Consider the following 19,652-nt stretch of genomic DNA (forward strand, 5'->3'; position numbering starts at 1 on the left):
CCCGTCCAACAAGGCCAGTCCGGTTCGGACTGGTTCTTTGCGTGTGAAGCTTGTGCGCGCACCATGAGAAAAGGGACACCCATGTCCGATACGAGAATTCGGAAAGTCGTCATCGTCGGCGGCGGTACCGCCGGCTGGATGACGGCCGCGCCGCTGGTGCTTAGGCTGGGCGCCAGCTGCGAGATCGTGCTGGTCGAGTCGCCCGAGATCGGCACCGTCGGGGTGGGCGAAGCGACGCTGCCATCCATCCGCTACACTAACCTCGCCCTCGGCCTGGACGAGGCCGATTTCCTCAGCAAGACGCAGGCGACCTTCAAGCTCGGCATCGAGTTCCGGGACTGGGGGCAGGTCGGCAACCGCTTCTTCCACGGTTTCGGCGGTTTCGGCCCCCCGATCGAGAATCGGCCGGCCTATATGTACTGGTTGCACCTGTCGCGCTCCTTCAAGGATATGCCGTCGTACGAGCAATGGTCGATGGTGACGGCGATGGCGCAGAGCAACTGCTTCGCGCCGCCACACGACGCGCTGCCATCGATCACCGACAGCTATAGCTACGCCTACCATTTCGACGCCGGCCTGTATGCCGCCTATTTGCGCGACTATGCCATGTTGCGCGGCGTGGCGCGGATCGAAGGCATGATCGACGGCGTCGAACAACACCCCGAGACCGGCTTCATCACCGCCCTCAAGCTGCGCGACGGGCGCCGCGTCGAAGGCGACCTGTTTGTCGATTGTTCGGGCTTTCGGGGCCTGCTGATCGAGGGCGTGTTCAAGGCCGGCTACCAAGACTGGAGCGCCATGCTGCCTTGTAACAGCGCGCAGGCCGTGCCATGCGCCAAGGCCGCGCAGCTCACGCCCTACACGACATCGACCGCCAAGAGCTCCGGCTGGACCTGGCGCATCCCGCTGCAGCACCGCACCGGCAACGGCCATGTGTACTGCGATGGCTTCACCACCGACGAGGAAGCGGGCCGCGTGCTGCTCGAAGGCCTCGACGGCGAAGCGCAGGGCGAGCCGCGCCAGCTGCGCTTTACCACCGGCCGGCGCCGCAAGTCCTGGATCAAGAACTGCGTCGCCATCGGTTTGTCGAGCGGCTTTCTGGAGCCGCTCGAATCGACCAGCATCAACATCATCGAACAGGCGGTCGGCTGGCTGCTCCAGTATTTCCCCCATCGCGATTGCCGTCCCGAGCTGGCTGATGAATTCAACCGCCTGGTCGCGGAACGCTTCGAGTACGTGCGCGACTTCATCGTCTTGCATTACAAGGTCACCCAACGGTCCGATTCGGCATTCTGGCGCTACTGCGCCGACATGCCGATTCCCGACACCCTGAGGCACCAGATCGAGCTGTTCCGCGAAACCGGGCGCATCGTCGTCTACGATCCGCACGGCTTTTCCGTGGACTCGCACGTGTCGCTGCTGATGGGCCTGGGCGTGGTGCCGAAGGTGGACGATCCGATCATCGACACCTTGCGGTTCGACCAGCTGGTGAGGCATTTCGCCAGCCGGCGCGAGATCATTACGCAAACGGTCAAGGCGATGCCAGAGCACGCGCACTACATTTCCCGGCACTGCAGGGCGCCATGACGCTTCCATTCAATGCGAAGCGCGGCCAGCGGTTTGACGAGTGACTTTTAAGCGACGACACACACACGCAGGAGTGATCTTGAAACGACGACAATTACTGAAGCATTTGGGCGCGGCGATTCCAGCCGCCGCCCTATCGCCTTATGCGCGCGCCGCCGAGGCGCTGACGCAAACTGGCATGGGACCGATCGCGGCCGGCCCGTTCGCGCCGACCTGGGATTCGTTGGAGAAATACCAGACGCCGGACTGGTTCCGCAACGCCAAGTTCGGCATCTGGGCGCATTGGGGCCCCCAGTGCGAACCGGAACATGGCGACTGGTATGCGCGCGGCATGTACGAGGAAGGCAGTGGTCACTACCGCTACCATGTGGAGAAGTACGGCCACCCGTCCAAGTTCGGCTTCAAGGATGTGATCCACCAGTGGAAGGCGGAGCGCTGGGATCCGGACGAGTTGGTGGCCCTGTACAAGAAGGCGGGGGCCAAATACTTCATGGCGCTGGCCAACCATCATGACAATCTCGACCTGTACAACAGCCGCTACCAGCCGGAATGGAATTCCACCAAGGTCGGTCCGGGCAAGGACTTGATCGCCGGCTGGAGCAAAGCGGCGCGCGCCAACGGCATGCGTTTCGGCGTGAGCGTGCATGCGGCGCGTACCTGGACCTGGTTCGAGGATGCGCAGGGCGCCGACAAGAGCGGCCCTTACGCCGGCATTCCCTACGATGGCAAATTGACCCGCGCCGACGGCAAGGGCACGTGGTGGGAAGGGAAGGATCCGCAGGCGCTGTACGCGCAAAACCATGCGCGGGGCGCCGCCATTCCGGACAAGGATTATTGCGATAAATTCTTCAACCGCACGCGCGACCTGATCGACAACTATGATCCGGACATGGTGTATTACGACGATGCCGTGCTGCCCTTGTGGCAGTTCAGCGACGCCGGGCTGCGCTTGACGGCGCACATGTACAACCGCAGCATCGCAAGGAAGGGCAGGAACGAGGCTGTCGTCAACGGCAAGATCCTCAATGAACAGCAGCGCCGCAGCATGGTGTGGGACATCGAGCGCGGCCAGAGCCACCAGATCGAGCCCTTGCCATGGCAGACCTGCACCTGCATCGGCAGCTGGCACTACGACCGGCCGCTGTACGACCGCAAGGGCTACAAGAGCGCGCAGACGGTGGTGCAGACGCTGATCGACGTGGTCAGCAAGAACGGCAACCTGCTGCTGAGCGTGCCGGTGCGCGGCAACGGCACCATCGACGAGCAGGAGCGCGCCATCGTCGAGGAAATCGGGCGCTGGATGGCGGTCAATGGTGAAGCCATCTACGACACCCGCCCCTGGGCCGTGTACGGCGAAGGGCCGGTGGCGCTGGAGGCGGCCACGCCGAAGACGGGCGCAAGCTTCACCGAAGGCAAGGGCAAGCCGTTCTCCGCGGCCGATGTGCGCTTCACCGCCAAGGGCAAGACCGTGTTCGCCTTCGTCATGGGCTGGCCGGCATCGGGCAAGGTGTCGATCGAGGCCATGGGCAGCGCCAGCCCGCACCTGGCCGGCCCCATCCAGCGGGTGGAGCTGCTCGGTGGCAAGCGCGCGCTGGCGTTCGAGCAGACCGCCGAGGGCTTGCAGGTGACCCTGCCCGCCAATATGCCCGCTCTGGCCTACGCCAGCGCCTTGAAAATTTCTTGAGGCCGGCGCGTGCCGCCGCCAGCGGTTTGAGGCCTGATTTTGAAGTGACGACACACACACAGGAGTGATTTTGAAACGACGTCAATTATTGAAGCATCTGGGCGCGGCGATTCCAGCCGTCGCCCTGGCGCCTTATGCGCGCGCCGCCAGCCCGCTGACCCATGTGGGCACGGGGCCGATCGCGGCCGGGCCGTTCGCGCCGACCTGGGAGTCGCTGTCGACCTACCAGACGCCGGACTGGTTCCGCAACGCCAAGTTCGGCATCTGGGCCCACTGGGGACCGCAGTGCGAAGCGGAACATGGCGACTGGTATGCGCGTGGCCTGTACGAGGAAGGCAGCGATCACTACCGCTACCATGTGGAGAAGTACGGACACCCGTCCAAGTTCGGCTTCAAGGATGTGATCCAGCAGTGGAAGGCGGAGCGCTGGGATCCGGACGCCCTGCTGGCACTGTACAAGAAGGCCGGGGCCAAGTATTTCATGGCGCTGGCCAACCATCATGACAACCTCGACCTCTACAACAGCCGCCACCATCCGGACTGGAATTCCACGAAGATCGGCCCGAAAAAGGACCTGATCGGCGGCTGGCGCCGCGCGGCGCGCGCCAATGGCATGCGCTTCGGCGTCAGCGTGCACGCGGCGCACGCCTGGACCTGGTACGAGACGGCGCAGGGCGCCGACAAGAAAGGTCCGCTCGCCGGTGTTCCCTACGACGGCAAGCTGACCCTTGCCGATGGCAAGGGTACCTGGTGGGAAGGACGCGACCCACAGGCGCTGTATGCCCAGAACCATCCCTTGAGCAAGAGCGGCGGCGATGGCGGCGTGTGGCACGATCAGTGGCACTGGGGTGGCGGCGCGGCCATTCCCACCAAGGCCTGGTGCGAGAACTTCTTCGACCGCACGCGCGACCTGATCGACAACTACGATCCGGACATGGTGTACTTCGACGATACCGTGCTGCCGTTCTACCCCTTCAGCGACATTGGCCTGCGCCTGACGGCGCACATGTACAACCGCAGCATCGCCAAGAAGGGCAAGAACGAGGCTGTCGTCAACGGCAAGATCCTCAATGAACAGCAGCGCCGCAGCATGGTGTGGGACATCGAGCGCGGCCAGAGCCACCAGATCGAGCCCTTGCCATGGCAAACCTGCACCTGCATCGGCAACTGGCACTACGACCGGTCGCTGTACGAGCGCAAGACCTACAAGAGCGCGCAGACGGTGGTGCATACGCTGATCGACGTGGTCAGCAAGAACGGCAACCTTCTGCTGAGCGTGCCGGTGCGCGGCAACGGCAGCATCGACGAGCAGGAACGCGCCATCGTCGAGGAAATCGGGCGCTGGATGGCGGTCAACAGCGAGGCCATTTATGACACCCGCCCGTGGGCCATGTACGGCGAAGGGCCGGTGGCGAAGGAGGCGGCCACGCCGATGTCGGGCGCCGGTTTCAACGAGGGCAAGGGCAAGCCGTTCTCGGCGGCCGACGTGCGCTTCACCGCCAAGGGCAAGACCGTGTTCGCCTTCGTCATGGGCTGGCCGGCAACGGGCAAGGTGTTGATCGAGGCCATGGGCAGCGCCAGCCCGCACCTGGCCGGCCGCATCCAGCGGGTCGAGCTGCTCGGCAGTAAGCGCGCGCTGGCGTTCGAGCAGACCGCCGAGGGTTTGCAAGTGACCCTGCCCGCCAATATGCCCGCTCTGGCCTACGCCAGCGCCTTGAAAATCTCATGAGAAGGCCGGCCTTGGGGCCGGCTTTCAACCGGAGTCAGTTTATGAAGAAACAACTTGCCGGCTTCATCGCCGTGCTGCTGTCCTGCCCGCTGGCGCAGGCTGCGCCACCCGCCTTCGCCGGCATTTTCAGCGACCACGCGGTGCTGCAGCGCGGCGAACCCCTGACCGTGTGGGGCCGGGCAACACCCGGGCTGCCGGTCAAGGTGAGCCTGGCCGGCGCCACGGCCGGCGCCAGCGCTGGCGCGGACGGGCGCTGGCGGGTGAGCCTGCCGGCGATGGCGGCGGGCGGGCCACACACCCTGTCCGTCAGCGGCGCCGACGGCGCCACCACGCTCAAGGACATCATGATCGGCGATGTCTACCTGTGCGGCGGCCAGTCGAACATGGAGTTTCCGGTGCGCCTGTCGACAGGCGCCTTGGATCAATTTCCCGGCAATCCCGACCTGCGCTTCATCAACGTTCAAGCCACCACGGAAGCCGCGGTCCAGCAGGACCTGAAGCAGCCGGTGGCATGGACGGTGGTGACGCCGAAGTCGGTCGGCGAGGCCTCGGCGGCGTGCTACCACATGGCGCGCCGGCTGCAGCAGAGCCAGAAGGTGGCGGTTGGTTTCATCAAGTCGACCTGGGGTGGCACCACCATCCAGGGCTGGATCAGCCCCTCCTCGCTGCAAACCCTGCCCGACTACGCCAGCCGCGTTGCGGCGCTGGCGGACATGGCTGCGAATCCGCCCAAGGCGATGGCCGACGAAGCGCGCCGCCACGATCAGTGGTGGGAGGCGCATGACCCGCAGGCGAAGGCGCAGCACGCGTGGCGCACGCCGCAGTTCGACGACGCGGCGTGGCCAAGCCTGACCTCCGAGTCCCTGGCGGACTTCGAGGGCGCCGCCTGGTTCCGCACCAGCGTGACCCTGACCGAAGCGCAGGCAAGGGCGGCGAATGGCGTCCAGCTCGGCCCCGTCGATAACCATGACAGCACCTGGGTCAACGGTGTGCGCGTGGGCGGCGGCAGTGTCCACTGGATGTGGCGCGACTACGCCGTTCCCGCGGGCGTGTTCCAGCCGGGACGCAATGTGATCGCCATCCGCGTGCTCGCTGGCAAGCGCGGCGGCTTGACCGGGAAGGCGGAACAGCGCGGCATCCGGACATCGGACGGGCAGTTCATTGCCCTGTCCGCGCCCTGGAAATACCAGTTGGGCATGCGCGCGTCAGGTCTCTCGATTCCAGCGGCGCCGTGGGAAGTACCGAACAGTCTGTCGACCCACTACAACGCGATGATCGCGCCGCTGGCCGGCTACAAGTTCAAACTGGCGGCGTGGTACCAGGGCGAGGCCAACACGGGGGCCGCGCAGGAGTACGAGACCTTGCTGCCGCTCCTGATCGCCGACTGGCGCAAGACCTTCGCCCAGCCGCGCTTGCCCTTCCTGGTGGTCCAGCTCACCGCGTTTGGCGCGGTCGCGGCCAAGCCCGGACGATCGGACTGGGCGCAGTTGCGGGAGGCCCAGGCCAGGACCGTGCGCAAGGACCCGTATGCCGGTTTGGCGGTCACCATTGATATCGGTGACCGCAGCGACATTCATCCCCCGCAGAAAGCCGTGATCGGCGAGCGCCTGGCCCGCGCGGCGCGCGCGCTGGCCTATGGCGAAGCGATCGCGCCGGGCGGCCCGGAAGCGGCCGCCGTGAAGCGCGCAGGGGAGGACCTGGTGCTCACCTTCAAGAACACCGGCGGGGGCTTGCGCACCTATAGCTCCGGCCACGCGATCGGGTTCGAAGCCTGTGCCGGCGCCGTGTGCCAGTTCGTGCTGGCCGTGCCGCAAGGGGACACGGTGACGCTGAAAGGCGCCAACCAGCCAGGCACCACGCATGTGCGCTATGCCTGGGCCGATGCGCCCTATGTGAATCTGTACAGCGCCGACGACTTGCCTGCCGCGCCGTTCGAGATGGCGCTGTAGTAGGGAAAATGACATGCGCATCAAGTTGAGCTTTCCCCTGGGACGCGACCGCTACTGGCATCAACAGATGTACCCGACGGCGGCGGCCCTTGTCGCGGCGCTGCAAGCGCGGCGCTTTCAAGCTTATGTCGATCTGATCATGGTGAGAGACCAGAAAAGGAAGGTGGTCAAGCTCCAGGTGCAATGAAGGCTGCGCCGTCGCCGCTCGGCGGCGCGGCAAGCGGCACTGGCCGCGGCATTCCGCACATCGATTGTGCGTCCGGCAATTTCCCCGGGCGACAGGAAGCGCGCCTTGCGCCGGTCAAGGCGCCGCTTCCGTTTCACCGCGCCGGACCATGTCCGGCGCGGCGGCCGGCCAGCGTCGCAGCGCTGTCGTCCATACCGGCATATCAAAACTATCATCCATTTCTGGAGGAGCACAATTTGAAACCGACATCCAACGCCAAGCTCGTCGTCACTACCCTGCTGGCCGGTTTTCTGGCCGGCATGCTGGCCGGCTGCAGCGGCGGCACCGATACCGCCGCGGTCAGCGCCGCGCCGGGCGGCCGCGTCGCCATGGGCGGCCCGGCGGCCACCAGCTATACCAGCGTGAAGTGGGGCGGCGGCGGCTTCGTCACCGGCATCGTCTACCATCCGACGACCTCGAACGTCAGGTACGCCCGCACCGACGTTGGCGGCGCCTACCGCTGGGAACCCGGCACAGGGTCGTGGCTAGCCATCACCGACGGCGTCGGTTTCGGCGGGCCCGATCAGAAATCCCACGACGTCGAGAGCATCGCCGTCGATCCGACCAACGACCAGAAGCTCTACCTCGTTGCCGGTAATAAAGATAATGCCGGCGGCCGCATCTATATTTCCAGTGATCGCGGCAACAACTGGACCTGGGTCACCCTGCCCTTCACGGTGGGGGGCAACCAAGAGGGCAGGGGCACGGGCGAACGCCTGCAACTCGACCCCACCAATCCGTCGACGATGTTCTACGGTTCGCGCACGGCAGGCCTGTGGAAGAGCTCGAACTCGGGCCTCACCTGGTCCCGGCTCAACCTGGGGAGCGTCACGATGAGCGGCAACAGCGCGATGGGCGTCCAGTCAGTCATCTTCGACAACTCGAGCGTGGGTGGCGGCCAGACCACCTGGATCATCTATGCCGCCGTCGCCCCGGACTACGCCAGCGCGGCGGGCCTGACGTCGAGCCTGTACAAGTCCGTCAATGGCGGTTTCTCGTGGACCCCGGTCACGGTCCCGACCCCGGCGACCGGCTACTACATCCCGCACATGGTACGCTCGACCGACGGCACTTACTACGTGATATTCAACGAGAAGCGCGGCCAGGGCGTCACCGGCCCCAGCTATCTCTACAAGTACGTGGCCTGGAACGGCACCTGGACCCAGCTCAACAGCTCAAACAGCGCCGGATTCGGCGGCGTGTCCATCCACGGTAGCGGGTCGACCACCCGCGTCGCGCTCGCCCTGACCGGTTGGGCGAACACGACGAACCAGCAAGTCCAGTTGTCCGACGACGCCGGCGCCACCTGGCGCGAAATCGAGTACGGCATGGGCCATACCCCGACCGCCACCCACACGCGCGGCTGGAACGAAGACATCGAGATCGACCCGTTCAACCGCGACCACATCGCGCACCTCGGCGGCGAAGGCATCGTCGAGACCTGGAACGCGTCGTCGGCCACGCCGTGGTGGAACAACACGGTCCCCGGCATCGAGGAGACCGCCACCCTGGGCCTCGTCACCCCGCCGGCCGGCGCGACGTACAAACTGATCGACAGCGCCGGCGACATCGGCGCCTGGGTCTATACGGACCTCACGACGAGGACGACCAAGGGCCCCGTAACCTTTGCAAGCAATAGCACTTCGGCCGACATGGCGTGGTCCGACCCGCAATACATCGCCACCTCGATGCAAGACAATCGCCCCGAACCCAAGATCGGCATGGGCTATTCGTCCGGCGACGGCGGCATTACCTGGACGCAGTTCCCTACGCTGCCTGCCGGCGCCGCGGCCAACGGGAGCAACGTGTCCAACCTGATCGTCACCGCACGCAACAAGGTGGTCTGGGCGCCGCCCAATGTGGTACCGTCCTATACCACCAACAACGGCGCAAGCTGGACCGCGACCAATCTGCCTGCCCCTTCCACTTCAAATATGGGCGGACTACCTCACGCGTACCGCCTGAAGGCGGACCGCAAGAACCCGAACAAGGTCTATGCCTACGATCAGGGCGGCGAGTGGTGGGGCAACCCGGGCAAGGTGTACGTCTCGACCGATGGCGGCCACAACTTCACGCTGAGCCAGGGCTCGGTGGCGGCGAATCTGGAATCCAATGCCTTCGGTACCACCTCGATGGAAGTCAACCCCAACGCCGAGGGCGACATCTGGCTGGCCGACGGCAACGCCGTGTACCACTCGCTCGATTCCGGCGCGACCTGGACCAAGGTGGGCAACTTTGCGTCGATCTTTAACCCCGGCCAGACCGAACCTGCCACGTTTGGCGCCAGCTCGATCGCGCTGGGCAAGGCGGCGCCCGGCGCCACCTACTCGGCCACAGTCTACGTGGTGGGCGTGATCAACGGCGTGTGGGGCGTGTACCAATCCGACGATGGCGGCGCAAGCTGGACGCGCTTCAATGACAACGCGCACCAGTACGGCGGCATCGGCGCGATGGCGGGCGACTGGAACACCTACGGACGCATCTATTTCGCTGGTGCCGGCCGGGGTGTGCTCTACACCAACTAAGTGGTAGGACCGTCAACGGCAAGCCGCGGCCCGTAGCCTGGGCCGCACACGCACACGCACACAATCCGACGATGGCGGTGCGACCTGGACGCGCTTCAACAATGATACGCACCAGTACGGCGGCATCGGCGTGATGGCGGGGGACTGGAACACCTATGGGCGCATCTACTTCAGTGGTACCGGTCGCGGTCTGATCTATACCAACTGAGTGACATTCGCCGATTTCTGACTCCGGTTGAAACCCCGGCCTTCAGGCCGGGGTTTCGCGTAGCGGTTTGGAGGGGGGCGCCGAGCCGGGGGCGCCGAGCCGGGGGCGCCGAGCCGGGGGCGCCGAGCCGGGATGCAAACCCCTTCCAAACCTTATTCAGTTCGACAGGCCTGAAGGCCTGTCGCATTTCAGTTGTTTTTTCTTGGAGATTCAATATGAACAAGAAGCAAATCATCGCCCTCACCAGCGTGCTGGCTGCCCTGGTGGCCGGCTGCGGTGGCGGCAGTGAGAGTGCCGGCGTAGCGGGGACAACCAGCGCCAGCAAGATGGGCGGCGCGGCCCCCGTCAAGGCAACCCGATGGGCAAGCGTGAAGTTCGGCGGAGGCGGCTACGTCCCCGGCGTGATTTACCATCCGACCAGCCCGGACGTGATGTACGCCCGCACCGACATCGGTGGCGCCTACCGTTGGGATGCTCCCACCAAAGCCTGGGTGGCCATCACGGACATGTTTGGCATTACCGACAGCTTCCACCACGGCAGCGAGACCATGGCCCTCGATCCGAACGACGACAAGCGTGTCTACATGAGCACCGGAATGTACGTCGACGTTACCCGCAACGCGCGCCTGTACATTTCCACCGACCGCGGCGACAACTGGCAGCGCGTCGATCTGCCTTTCCCGGCGGGCAGCAACGCCCCGGGCCGCGCGATCGGCGAGCGCCTGATGGTCGACCCGAACAAGCCTTCGATCCTGTACTACGCCACGCGCACAAGCGGCCTGTGGAAGAGCGGCGATTATGGACAGACCTGGAACCAGGTGCAGTCGCTGGCTTCGTATACGATGAACAAGGCGCAAATCGACGCCGTACAGTTTGGCGGGGTGGTCGGTGTCCACCAGGTCATCTTCGACACCAATACCAAGGGTACCGGTAACGCCACGCAGACGATCTACACGGCCGTCGGAAAAGACTATGCCGCCGTGGCAGGGCTGAGCCACAGCATGTACAAGACCACCGACGGCGGGGCGACCTGGAGTGGCGTCGCCACCCCTGCCGACGTGGCCGGCTTTACCATCCCCCACATGGTGCGCAACAAGGACGGAATGATGTACGTGGCCTTTACGAAGGAAACCGGTCCTGGCGCCGGCGGCGCGTCGAGGCTGTACAAATTCGACGGCAGCAACTGGACCCTGCTGAAGAAGTATAACCCCGAGACCTGGGGCGTCAACTTCGGCATGGGCGGCCTGTCGGTGTCCGGCACCGGCGCCACCACCCGCATCGCGCTGGGCGTCACCAATTCCTGGGGCAACTGGGAAGGCCAGCCGGTGGTGCAGCTGTCGGACAACGCCGGCGCCACTTGGCGCGAGATCTCCGCGATGGCGCCGCACAGCGGCACTTTCGACGGCTGGTCGGGCTGGGTCGACGACGTCGAGATCGACCCGAACAACCCTGAGCACATCCTGCATGTGAGCGGCGGCGTGTGGGAAACCTGGAATGCCTCGGCGGCCAAGCCGACCTGGACCTTCGTCCCGGCAGGCATGGAAGAAACCGCGACGATGGCGCTGATGGCGCCGCCTCCGAGCGCCAACTACACCCTGCTGCGCAGTATGGGCGACACCGGTACCCACATCCAGGAAGAACTGACCAAGGCGCCCACGCGCATGACCCCGCGAAACTTTTTCAGCGGCAACACCTACTTCTCCGACATGGCCTGGTCCGATCCGGCCTACATTGCAACGATCGGCAAACCTGTCTCGAACAATCCGGCCGCCGGCGCCTACTCGACCGATTCGGGCGTGACCTGGACCAGATTCGCGACCAACCATCCGGATGCAACGGGCAACATGACCGGGGTATCGAACATTGCGGTCACCAAACCCGGTCATATCGTCTGGGCGCCGTCCCACGCGGTGCCGGCCTATACGACCGACAACGGGAAGACCTGGACCTACACCAACCTGCCGGCCTTGAAGCGCCTGGGCCCTGACCGCTCCTACCGCCTGGCGGCCGACCGCAAGAACCCGAACAAGGTGTATGCCTACAACGCGGGCGGCGTCTGGTTCGAACAATGGGGCTCAAAGCCGAGTTTCTACACTTCCACGGACGGCGGCCGCACCTTCACCTTGAGCGCCACCTTCGCGGCCCAAACATGGAATACCGAGACCCAGTACACATCGATCGCGGTCAATCCAAACGCCGAAGGCGACATCTGGATCGCTGACGGAAGGAGCATCCTGCACTCGGTCGATTCTGGCGCTAGCTGGACCAGGCTGAACGTGACTGCGCCGATCTTTGGCCAGTCGACCTGGTGGCCGGATGTGTACGGCGCCACCTCCATTGCATTGGGCAAGGCGCCAGTTGGCGCCACGTATTCGGCCTCGGTGTACGTGGTCGGCGTGGTCAACGGCGTATGGGGCGTGTACCGTTCGGACGACGCTGGCGCCAACTGGACCCGCTTCAACGACGACAAGCACCAGTACGCCGGTATGGGCGCCCTGGCGGCCGATCATAGGGTCCCTGGCCGCCTGTACGCCGGCGCCTCCGGCCGCGGCGTCGTGTTCAGCTACTGACGCGCCATGCCCGCTCTGTGCGCCAGCCCTTTGGGAGCGCACGGGCGGGCCTGCCGACCCAAGCACACCTGTATGAATCCTCCCAATTTGGAGAACACAATGAAGTCCATGAAATTCAAAAACATCCTCGCCGCACTGGCCCTCGGTTGGGCCGCGGTCGCTGGTAATGCCGGCGCCGCCGTCCTGACCTTCGACAGCCTGACCAGGTTCGGATCCTATGGAAACGGCGAAGCGCTGCTCGGCAGCATGAGCGCCAGCGGCCAGAGCCTGAGTTACCAGGAGTCGGGCTTTGTGCTGACCCTGACCACACCCAACGCGCCGGACGGCGCGGCCCACATCGGCGACGGCACCTATGAACCGCAGACCTTCAACTGGCATGACGGTATCGAAAATGGCGTGGATTCCTTCGTGACGCTGACCCGCGTGGGCGGCGGCCTGTTCAATCTGATCAGCTTCGATTACTACACGGACTGGAGCGTCCTGTCGGCCGATGGCAGCCAGGTCGGAGAGCTGCAGGGCTGGGACAGCTGGACCACGAGGCTGAACGGCATCAGCGAGCTGCGTCTGAGCTCCGGCGCCTACAATGAAATCGACAACGTCAATGTGGAAACTGCAAGCGCCGCCGTTCCGCTGCCGGGCACCCTGCCGCTGCTGTTGAGCGGCTTGATCGCCTGCGCGGTGGTGCGTCGTCGCCGTCAGTAACTTGGGCCGGGCGCGGATTGCCGTCCGATGTTAGCACTCGACGGTGTCCTGCGCGAACGGCGAACGTCTGTGAACCCGAACAGAACGTTCCCCCGCGCGACAGCCTTGCTCAACGCCGCCAGCGAAATAGGGGGCTTTATGGCGGCGGCTCCCGCGCCTCCTTTTTGCATACTTCCCGGAATGCGTGCCTTGAAACTGATCTTGCCGAATCTGGACCAGTCGCGCAATGTCGGTTTGCCGTTGCGGTCTGTGAAGGGCAGGGCGGTCGATGCTTGGGGATAGGCATCGCTGTCGGACAGGACGAATTCCAGCCGCTGAACCTTCGCCGGCCATGCTGGACGCGATCGAACCGATCGTGATGCGGCGTAACCGCTTCAAGTGCGACCACGGCTGGGACATCGACCTGGACGACGGCGCCTCGAACTACGTCATCAAAGAGAACCTGATGAATTCCATCCTTGTCGATCCGGAGGGTGTCGAGCAGATAAATCAAAAAGTATTATGTATAAGTGAATTTTGCGAATTGATTGTGCAGGAACAGCCTGCCAAACTCCGCGCTCAAAGTCGCGCCATGCTGCTTTGTACCGGCCGATCCGGCGTCTCCGCCGTAGGTTTATAAAGAAAACGCTAAGGGAATCTTACGATGCGCGAGCACATCTATTGGCCGCTATTGATCGCGGCATTGACCGTTCTGCCCGCCGGGATGGCCGCGGCCGAATCATCCGGCATTCAACGCATCGAGCTGAAGGGGGACGCCGGCGGCAAGCGCTTCGATGGCATCGGCATTGTGGACGGTGGCGGGGCCACGTCCGTCCTGCTGAAGGACTACCCGGAGCCCCAGCGTAGCCAGATCCTGGACTTGATGTACAAGCCCAAGTTCGGCGCATCGGTGAGCGCTTTGCTGGTTGAAATCCCCGGCGACGGCAACTCGACCCAGGGCTCGATGCCCAGCCATATGCATACCCGGAACGACCTCGATTACACGCGCGGCTATACCTGGTGGGTGATGCGGGAGGCAAAGAATCGAAATCCCGCACTCACCCTGGATGCCACGGCCTGGAGCGGTCCAGGGTGGCTCGGCGACAATGGCAAGCGTTTCCCGCAACAGGGACGCAATGCGAACGAGCCGGAGTTTTTTTCGCCGGACGCGGCCGATTATTACGTGAGCTGGCTCAAGGGAGTGCGCGCGGTGTACGGGCTGGAGCTCGACGCGATCGGCAGCCGCAATGAAAAGGGTGTCAGCTACGATTTCGTCAAGACGCTGCGCGCAAGGCTGAACGCGAATGGCTACGGCAATGTGAAGATCCACAGTTTCGACAATTGGTACAATCCAAATAAGTATGATTTCGTCAAGGATATGCCTGGCGATAAGGAACTGCGCGATGCCATCGACATCATCAGTGCCCACGTCAACGTGCTCGATAAATACAAGGTCCCGCCAGCAGTGCGGGAAGCGGCCGCCAGCATGGGCAAACCCTTGTGGAATACCGAGGGACACGTGTACATCGCGGGCTATGAGGGGGCGATCGGCGTGGTTCGCGCCTTCAACGAAAACTACATCCATAACGGCATTACCAAGATCGTCAACTGGTATGGCATCGCCGGCCTCTACACCACGGAGCCCTATAACGGCGAGAAGGAAGCTGCGATCCGCGCGAACTGGCCGTGGAGTGGCCACTACCGCGTCAATCCGCACGTGTGGGCCTATGCCCACTACGGCCAGTTCACGGAGGCCGGCTGGACCTACCTGAACGGGGCAAGCGGCGAACTGGCCGGCGGCGGCAGCTTCGTCACCCTCATGTCGCCCCATAAGGACTTCAGCGTCATCATCGAAACCAGGGAGGCCAAGGCGCCGCAGCAGCTGCGCCTCGAGGTGGGCGGTGGCTTGTCCACGCAAGACCTGTCGGTCTGGCGCAGCAATGAGAAGGAGCAATTCGTCCGCCTTGCCGATCTCCGGCCACAGCAGGGCGTGGTTACGCTCGCGCTGGATCCGAATTCCATCTATTCGCTGACAACGACGCGGGGCCAGCAAAAAGGCGAATTTCCCGACGTCCCCGCGCTGAAGGCTTTCCCGTTCCCGTACCGTGAGACTTTCGAGCAGTACGCGCGGCCCAAGGAATGGGGCCATTTGCCGCGCTATTTCGCGGACATTGCGGACGCATTCGAACTGGCGTCCTGTCCGGGCGGGAAGGGCAAATGCCTGCGGCAGGCCGTTCCCGTACCCACCCATTCCTGGGCGCCGGAATGGAAGCCTTATACCATCATCGGCGACGACCAGTGGTCGGACTACGAGGTCAGCGCCGATGTCTACCTGAACCCCGGTGACACGGCGGGGGTGATGGGGCGCATCAATCATGTGGGAACGGGTTTCGGCGTCGTCCCGAAAGGCTACTTCCTGCAATTGAGCGAGAGCGGCCAGATCGAGTTGGTGGTGGTGCGCGGACCGGCAGACAAAAAGGCGCTGGTGGGCGACGCCGAGCAGCAGGCTTTGATCAAGGCGCGGAATGAAGCCAGCGAGGGCGGAGAGAAAGTGCTCGCTGTCGCGCAGGTGCCGGGAGTCGGTGCGAAGCGCTGGCATCACTTGAAGCTACAGTTCAAGGGCGCTGCGATCACGGGCTACGTGGACGGCAAACCGGTCCTCACCGCGACAGACGGTTTGTACGGCAAAGGAATGGCGGGCTTGATGGCGGGGGCGGACGCGCAAAAGCTCAGCATGCCGTATTTCGACAACGTGACGGTAAATCAGGTCAACGGCCCCCTGCCTGGACCTGCGGCCGCTCTGCCTGGGCAGGGACCGATTTATCGCCGCCCGAAATAGTTCGCGACCCAATAACAATTCTGTACGGGACATGCATGCCGCTCATTCGTCAACCGCTTCGATCAGCGCGCCCGCTTCGAGGTAAAGCGTGATGTTGCTCTTGAGCCTGATCGACGCCGACAGGTAGCGCCCCGGCGGAAAATAGACGGTGCCGGCGGCCGCGGCGGCGGCAATGGCGGCATTGACCGCCGGCAAATCGGGCGTGGTGCGCCACGAATGGCCGACCTGGCCGGCCCACTCCCATGGCTTGCTCATGCCCCATTCGCATATGCTGAACACCATCGGACGACCCGCCTTGGCGATCGCGTCGCGCATCGTGGTGTAGGCCGCTTCGGCGTTAAGCCTTTCTCGCGCAGGAATGCAGTATATTATATATAAGACAATAATTCCCTTGTGCCTCCATGAATAAACGCAGAAATCTCCTCACCCATCTGGCAGCCTCGGTCCCAGCCCTGGCCTTGTTCCGCTATGGCATCGCCGCCGACAAAAACAGTACCCAGGAACCCGGCAAACTGGGCAGTTCGAATGCGGTAAAAGGATGGAAAAAAACTGGGGCAGGGATCGAATGCACGATTGAACAAACGCTACTGCGGATCGACTTCGTGACAGATCAGATCGTGCGCGTGACTGCAACCCGCAATCCCGGCTGGTCAAAGGGAGCGAGCCTGATGCGCGTCGACATCGCCGCCAAACCGGGCCCAATCAAGGCGCACCATGCCGCCAAGACGCTCACCCTGCAATCGGCCCGAATGTCGGTGAAGCTCGACCAAGCCACCGGTTCCATTTCTTTCTGGGGGCCGAATGGTGCGCTGCTGCTGGAAGAGTCCAGCGTAAGCCCGCGGACGTTCGAACAAGTGGAGGTCATCAAGTCCGTGCCTGACCCCGCCACGGTGAAGACCGTCAAAACAGTCGATGGCGAGCGCCAACTGGTCGGCACCTATGTGCGTAAAAAGGACCGCGATGCCTGGAAGGCGACCGCGCGTTTCAAACTCGGCGACCAGGAAGCGCTCTACGGGCTGGGTTTTGATGAAACCGATGACCTGAACCTGCGTGGCAAGAGCAAGCGCCTGTACCAGCACAACCTGCGTATCGTCGTGCCATTCCTCGTTTCCACCCGGGGCTACGGCCTGCTGTTCGATACCTACAGCCTGCTCACCTTCACCGACGGCAAGGATGGGGCATCGGTGAGCAGCGACGTCGTGGACGAGCTGGATTACTACTTCGTACTTGGCCCTTCCATGGACGGCGCGATCGCAGGCTACCGTCAACTGACGGGCGCCGCCACCATGCTGCCCAAATGGGCCTTCGGTTACATTCAATCGAAGGAGCGCTATGTAACACAGCGGGAATTGATCGATACGGCGAAGCAGTTCCGCGACCGGAAGATTCCGATGGACGTCATGGTCCAGGACTGGAACTACTGGGTCCATGGCCGCTGGGGCAGCTTCTTGCCGGATGCGGCGCGCTATCCGGATATCGGGGCGATGACGAAGGCCGTCCACGACATGAACGCGAAAGTGATGATCTCGATCTGGCCGAATCCGAGTCCGCTCGACCCGCCTGGCCAGGCCTTGAAGGAGCTGGGTTACACCCTTGCAGGCACCGAATACGTCGACTTCTTTCAGCGCAAGGCAGGTGATCTGTATTTCGACAATGTCTGGCAGTACCTGGGGCGCCACGGCATCGATGCCTGGTGGTGCGATTCGACCGAGCCGGCCATCGCCGACTGGGGAGGCACCAAGCGTTCCCAGGATGCCGATGACGTGAATATTCGCGTCCTGGCCGACATCGTCGGTGCGCAGTTCATGAATGCCTATGCACTGGTCGATTCGCAAAGTCTTTACCGCAACTGGCGCAAGGCCGTACCGAACAAGCGACTGGTGAACCTGACGCGATCGGGCTATGCCGGAAGCCAGGCGCTGGGCGCCGTGGTATGGACGGGCGATATTTCGGCGAAGTGGTCGGTACTCGTCCAGCAGATGGCAGCCCTGCAGAGTGGCAGCGCGTCTGGCACGCCGTATGTGACCGTCGACATCGGCGGCTTCTTCGTCAAACGCAAGGAACAATGGTTCTGGGACGGTGACTATGAAGGCGGCGTGGCCGACCTGGGCTACCGCGAGCTGTACACGCGCTGGCTGCAACTGGGTGTGTTTCTTCCCATGTTCCGCAGCCACGGGACCGACACCCCGCGCGAGCCCTGGCATTTCGGTGAGCCTGGCACGCCGTTTTACGATGCCATCCTGCAGTTTATTCAGCTGCGATACCGGCTCCTGTCACATATCTATTCGCAGGCCGGCCTGGTGCATCTGCATGGCGCATCCTTCATCCGCCCGCTGGCGTTCGCCTTCCCGGACGACCCGCGCACCCACGACCTGAAGTCGCAAATGCTGTTCGGCGAGGGCATGATGGTCAGCCCCGTGCTCGAGCCGATGTACTACGGCGTGCAGTCGGCGCCGCTGGCAGGGAAGGAAAAATCGCGCGAGGTCTATCTGCCGAAGGGGACATGGATCGACTTCTGGACAGGGCACCGGCTTGCGGGGGGCAAGACCATCATGGTGGACGCACCGATCGAGCGCATGCCGCTTCATGTTCGCGCCGGCAGCGTGATTCCGATGGGACCGGAGATGCAGTTTGCATCGGAAGACACGGACCCGGTGATCGAACTGCGGGTCTATCCCGGCGCGGACGGCGAGTACACCTACTACGAAGATGCCGGCGACGGCTGGGGGTATGAGCGTGGCGAGTATGCGCTCACGCGCATGCGCTGGGATGACGCGGCACGAAAGCTGACGATTGTCCGGCGCCAGGGCCATTATCCGGGAATGAAGGAAACACGCCGGTTCCAGGTCATCGTCGTCGGCCGCGCGGATGGCCGCGGTGCCGAACCGGCAGGCAGGGCGGCGAAGGTTGTCAGTTACGATGGCCGGACGGTCGTCGTCGATGCCTTGATGCGCTAGTGTGTCGAGTTAGAAGTTCGCAGACATAATCGCCCGATGCTCGCGAGCATGGCGTCGGCCGATTTTGTCCATTTGAAGAACTTTGGTTCGGCGTTATTACTAACCTTCTAGAAAGTAAAGTAAGGCCTTAGGCGGCGTATCGGCATTCCTGCTGCTTGAAGAACGACTTGACCATCGCTGGCAATTTTTGAATGCGACGCAGCGCACCGAGGGCCAGTTTCTTCATGCCCTCTTTGTCTTGCACGAATTGCTTGCTGACTTGTCGCTTCACGTGCGCCCATACTTGGGCCTCAAGATATCTGATGAGGAGCTCGCCACCCTTGCCATTGAACGCGATGATTTCCATGGTGAATGGAACTATCGACTAATGCCGCGCGACGTTAGTTCTTGATCTCTAATTGTTCAAGTTATCTTTGCTTACTGCTTAAGTGGCCATCGGCATAGCGTGTTTTGTGAGTCGACTGCGAAAAATGAGTCTTGGAATTAACGATTTTGACAATAGCGGTGACACTGAACTGCGCCCATAATATTTCACATCGTTTTCGAGCGATACACAACGGTCCAAGCGTGATTTTCCCGCTTTTGCCGTGAACCTGCGGCCGAATCGGCCCCGGGTGAGCCGACATGCCTGCACTTGCCTGCGCCAGCGCCAGCGCCAGTGCCAGCGCCTGCGCGCTGAAGATCACTTGAGCCCGAG

General features: G+C 63.3%; 13 protein-coding genes and 1 pseudogene. 11 read left to right on the plus strand and 3 right to left on the minus strand.

Translation table 11 applies throughout. The features are described from left to right. Positions 1-81 precede the first annotated feature (81 nt). From BM436_RS13385 to BM436_RS13425, 10 genes are all read left to right on the plus strand, one after another. Complete coding sequence (locus BM436_RS13385; RefSeq protein WP_093556015.1) at positions 82-1,587, plus strand: tryptophan halogenase family protein; 1,506 nt, start codon at positions 82-84, stop codon at positions 1,585-1,587. 79 nt (positions 1,588-1,666) lie between these two features. Further along, a complete protein-coding gene (locus tag BM436_RS13390; protein ID WP_229490232.1) occupies positions 1,667-3,271 on the plus strand; it encodes an alpha-L-fucosidase in 1,605 nt (534 codons plus the stop codon). A gap of 70 nt (positions 3,272-3,341) precedes the next feature. Beyond that, positions 3,342-5,000, plus strand: a complete 1,659-nt coding sequence (locus BM436_RS13395; protein ID WP_177307168.1) for an alpha-L-fucosidase — start codon at positions 3,342-3,344, stop codon at positions 4,998-5,000. Between the two features lie 41 nt (positions 5,001-5,041). Then, the gene (locus BM436_RS13400; RefSeq protein ID WP_093556017.1) at positions 5,042-6,949 is read left to right on the plus strand and encodes a sialate O-acetylesterase; all 1,908 of its coding nucleotides are present in this window, start codon (positions 5,042-5,044) and stop codon (positions 6,947-6,949) included. 13 nt (positions 6,950-6,962) lie between these two features. Further along, the gene (locus BM436_RS37055; protein ID WP_177307170.1) at positions 6,963-7,136 is read left to right on the plus strand and encodes a hypothetical protein; all 174 of its coding nucleotides are present in this window, start codon (positions 6,963-6,965) and stop codon (positions 7,134-7,136) included. Further along, positions 7,133-9,700 carry a dockerin gene (locus BM436_RS13405; RefSeq protein WP_229490234.1) on the plus strand — a complete coding sequence of 856 codons (2,568 nt, stop codon included), beginning with the start codon at positions 7,133-7,135 and terminating at the stop codon, positions 9,698-9,700. Before BM436_RS37055 ends, BM436_RS13405 begins: the two co-directional genes overlap by 4 nt. Before the next feature lie 423 nt (positions 9,701-10,123). Next, on the plus strand, positions 10,124-12,478 hold the full coding sequence (locus BM436_RS13410) for a sialidase family protein (protein ID WP_093556018.1): 2,355 nt from the start codon (positions 10,124-10,126) through the stop codon (positions 12,476-12,478). 99 nt (positions 12,479-12,577) lie between these two features. Then, complete coding sequence (locus tag BM436_RS13415) at positions 12,578-13,180, plus strand: hypothetical protein (protein WP_093556019.1); 603 nt, start codon at positions 12,578-12,580, stop codon at positions 13,178-13,180. Between the two features lie 331 nt (positions 13,181-13,511). Continuing rightward, positions 13,512-13,799 (plus strand): hypothetical protein, encoded by a 288-nt coding sequence (locus tag BM436_RS13420; RefSeq protein ID WP_093556020.1) that lies wholly within the window; start codon positions 13,512-13,514, stop codon positions 13,797-13,799. Between the two features lie 24 nt (positions 13,800-13,823). Continuing rightward, positions 13,824-15,998: a galactocerebrosidase gene (locus BM436_RS13425; protein ID WP_093556021.1), complete on the plus strand. Its 2,175-nt coding sequence runs from the start codon at positions 13,824-13,826 to the stop codon at positions 15,996-15,998. A 42-nt stretch (positions 15,999-16,040) separates the two neighbouring features. Here the strand turns inward: BM436_RS13425 and BM436_RS37530 are convergent, their stop codons facing one another. Then, positions 16,041-16,313, minus strand: a complete 273-nt coding sequence (locus BM436_RS37530; protein WP_093556022.1) for a hypothetical protein — start codon at positions 16,311-16,313, stop codon at positions 16,041-16,043. An 86-nt stretch (positions 16,314-16,399) separates the two neighbouring features. On the opposite strand from BM436_RS37530, the gene BM436_RS13435 reads away from it, so the two are divergent. Then, positions 16,400-18,955, plus strand: coding sequence for a glycoside hydrolase family 31 protein (locus BM436_RS13435; protein ID WP_093556023.1), 2,556 nt, complete (start codon positions 16,400-16,402; stop codon positions 18,953-18,955). A 127-nt stretch (positions 18,956-19,082) separates the two neighbouring features. Here BM436_RS13435 and BM436_RS13440 read toward each other — a convergent pair. Both BM436_RS13440 and BM436_RS36175 read right to left on the minus strand, forming a co-directional pair. Beyond that, positions 19,083-19,247: pseudogene (locus BM436_RS13440) on the minus strand (IS630 family transposase); the annotation flags it as partial. Between the two features lie 115 nt (positions 19,248-19,362). Then, entirely contained in the window at positions 19,363-19,641 is a 279-nt protein-coding gene (locus BM436_RS36175; protein ID WP_143133107.1) for a hypothetical protein, read from the minus strand. Between the last annotated feature and the right edge of the window lie 11 nt (positions 19,642-19,652).

This window comes from Pseudoduganella namucuonensis, assembly GCF_900116645.1.
Classification (GTDB): domain Bacteria; phylum Pseudomonadota; class Gammaproteobacteria; order Burkholderiales; family Burkholderiaceae_D; genus Rugamonas; species Rugamonas namucuonensis.

Bases quoted from the DNA above. Each gene is read 5' to 3' on its own strand.
- BM436_RS13385 (WP_093556015.1), top strand. From the start codon at position 82: ATGTCCGATACGAGAATTCGGAAAGTCGTCATCGTCGGCGGCGGTACC.
- BM436_RS13400 (WP_093556017.1), top strand. From the start codon at position 5,042: ATGAAGAAACAACTTGCCGGCTTCATCGCCGTGCTGCTGTCCTGCCCG.
- BM436_RS37055 (WP_177307170.1), top strand. From the start codon at position 6,963: ATGCGCATCAAGTTGAGCTTTCCCCTGGGACGCGACCGCTACTGGCAT.
- BM436_RS13405 (WP_229490234.1), top strand. From the start codon at position 7,133: ATGAAGGCTGCGCCGTCGCCGCTCGGCGGCGCGGCAAGCGGCACTGGC.
- BM436_RS13410 (WP_093556018.1), top strand. From the start codon at position 10,124: ATGAACAAGAAGCAAATCATCGCCCTCACCAGCGTGCTGGCTGCCCTG.
- BM436_RS13415 (WP_093556019.1), top strand. From the start codon at position 12,578: ATGAAGTCCATGAAATTCAAAAACATCCTCGCCGCACTGGCCCTCGGT.
- BM436_RS13420 (WP_093556020.1), top strand. From the start codon at position 13,512: ATGCTGGACGCGATCGAACCGATCGTGATGCGGCGTAACCGCTTCAAG.
- BM436_RS13425 (WP_093556021.1), top strand. From the start codon at position 13,824: ATGCGCGAGCACATCTATTGGCCGCTATTGATCGCGGCATTGACCGTT.
- BM436_RS37530 (WP_093556022.1), bottom strand. From the start codon at position 16,313: ATGCGCGACGCGATCGCCAAGGCGGGTCGTCCGATGGTGTTCAGCATA.
- BM436_RS13435 (WP_093556023.1), top strand. From the start codon at position 16,400: ATGAATAAACGCAGAAATCTCCTCACCCATCTGGCAGCCTCGGTCCCA.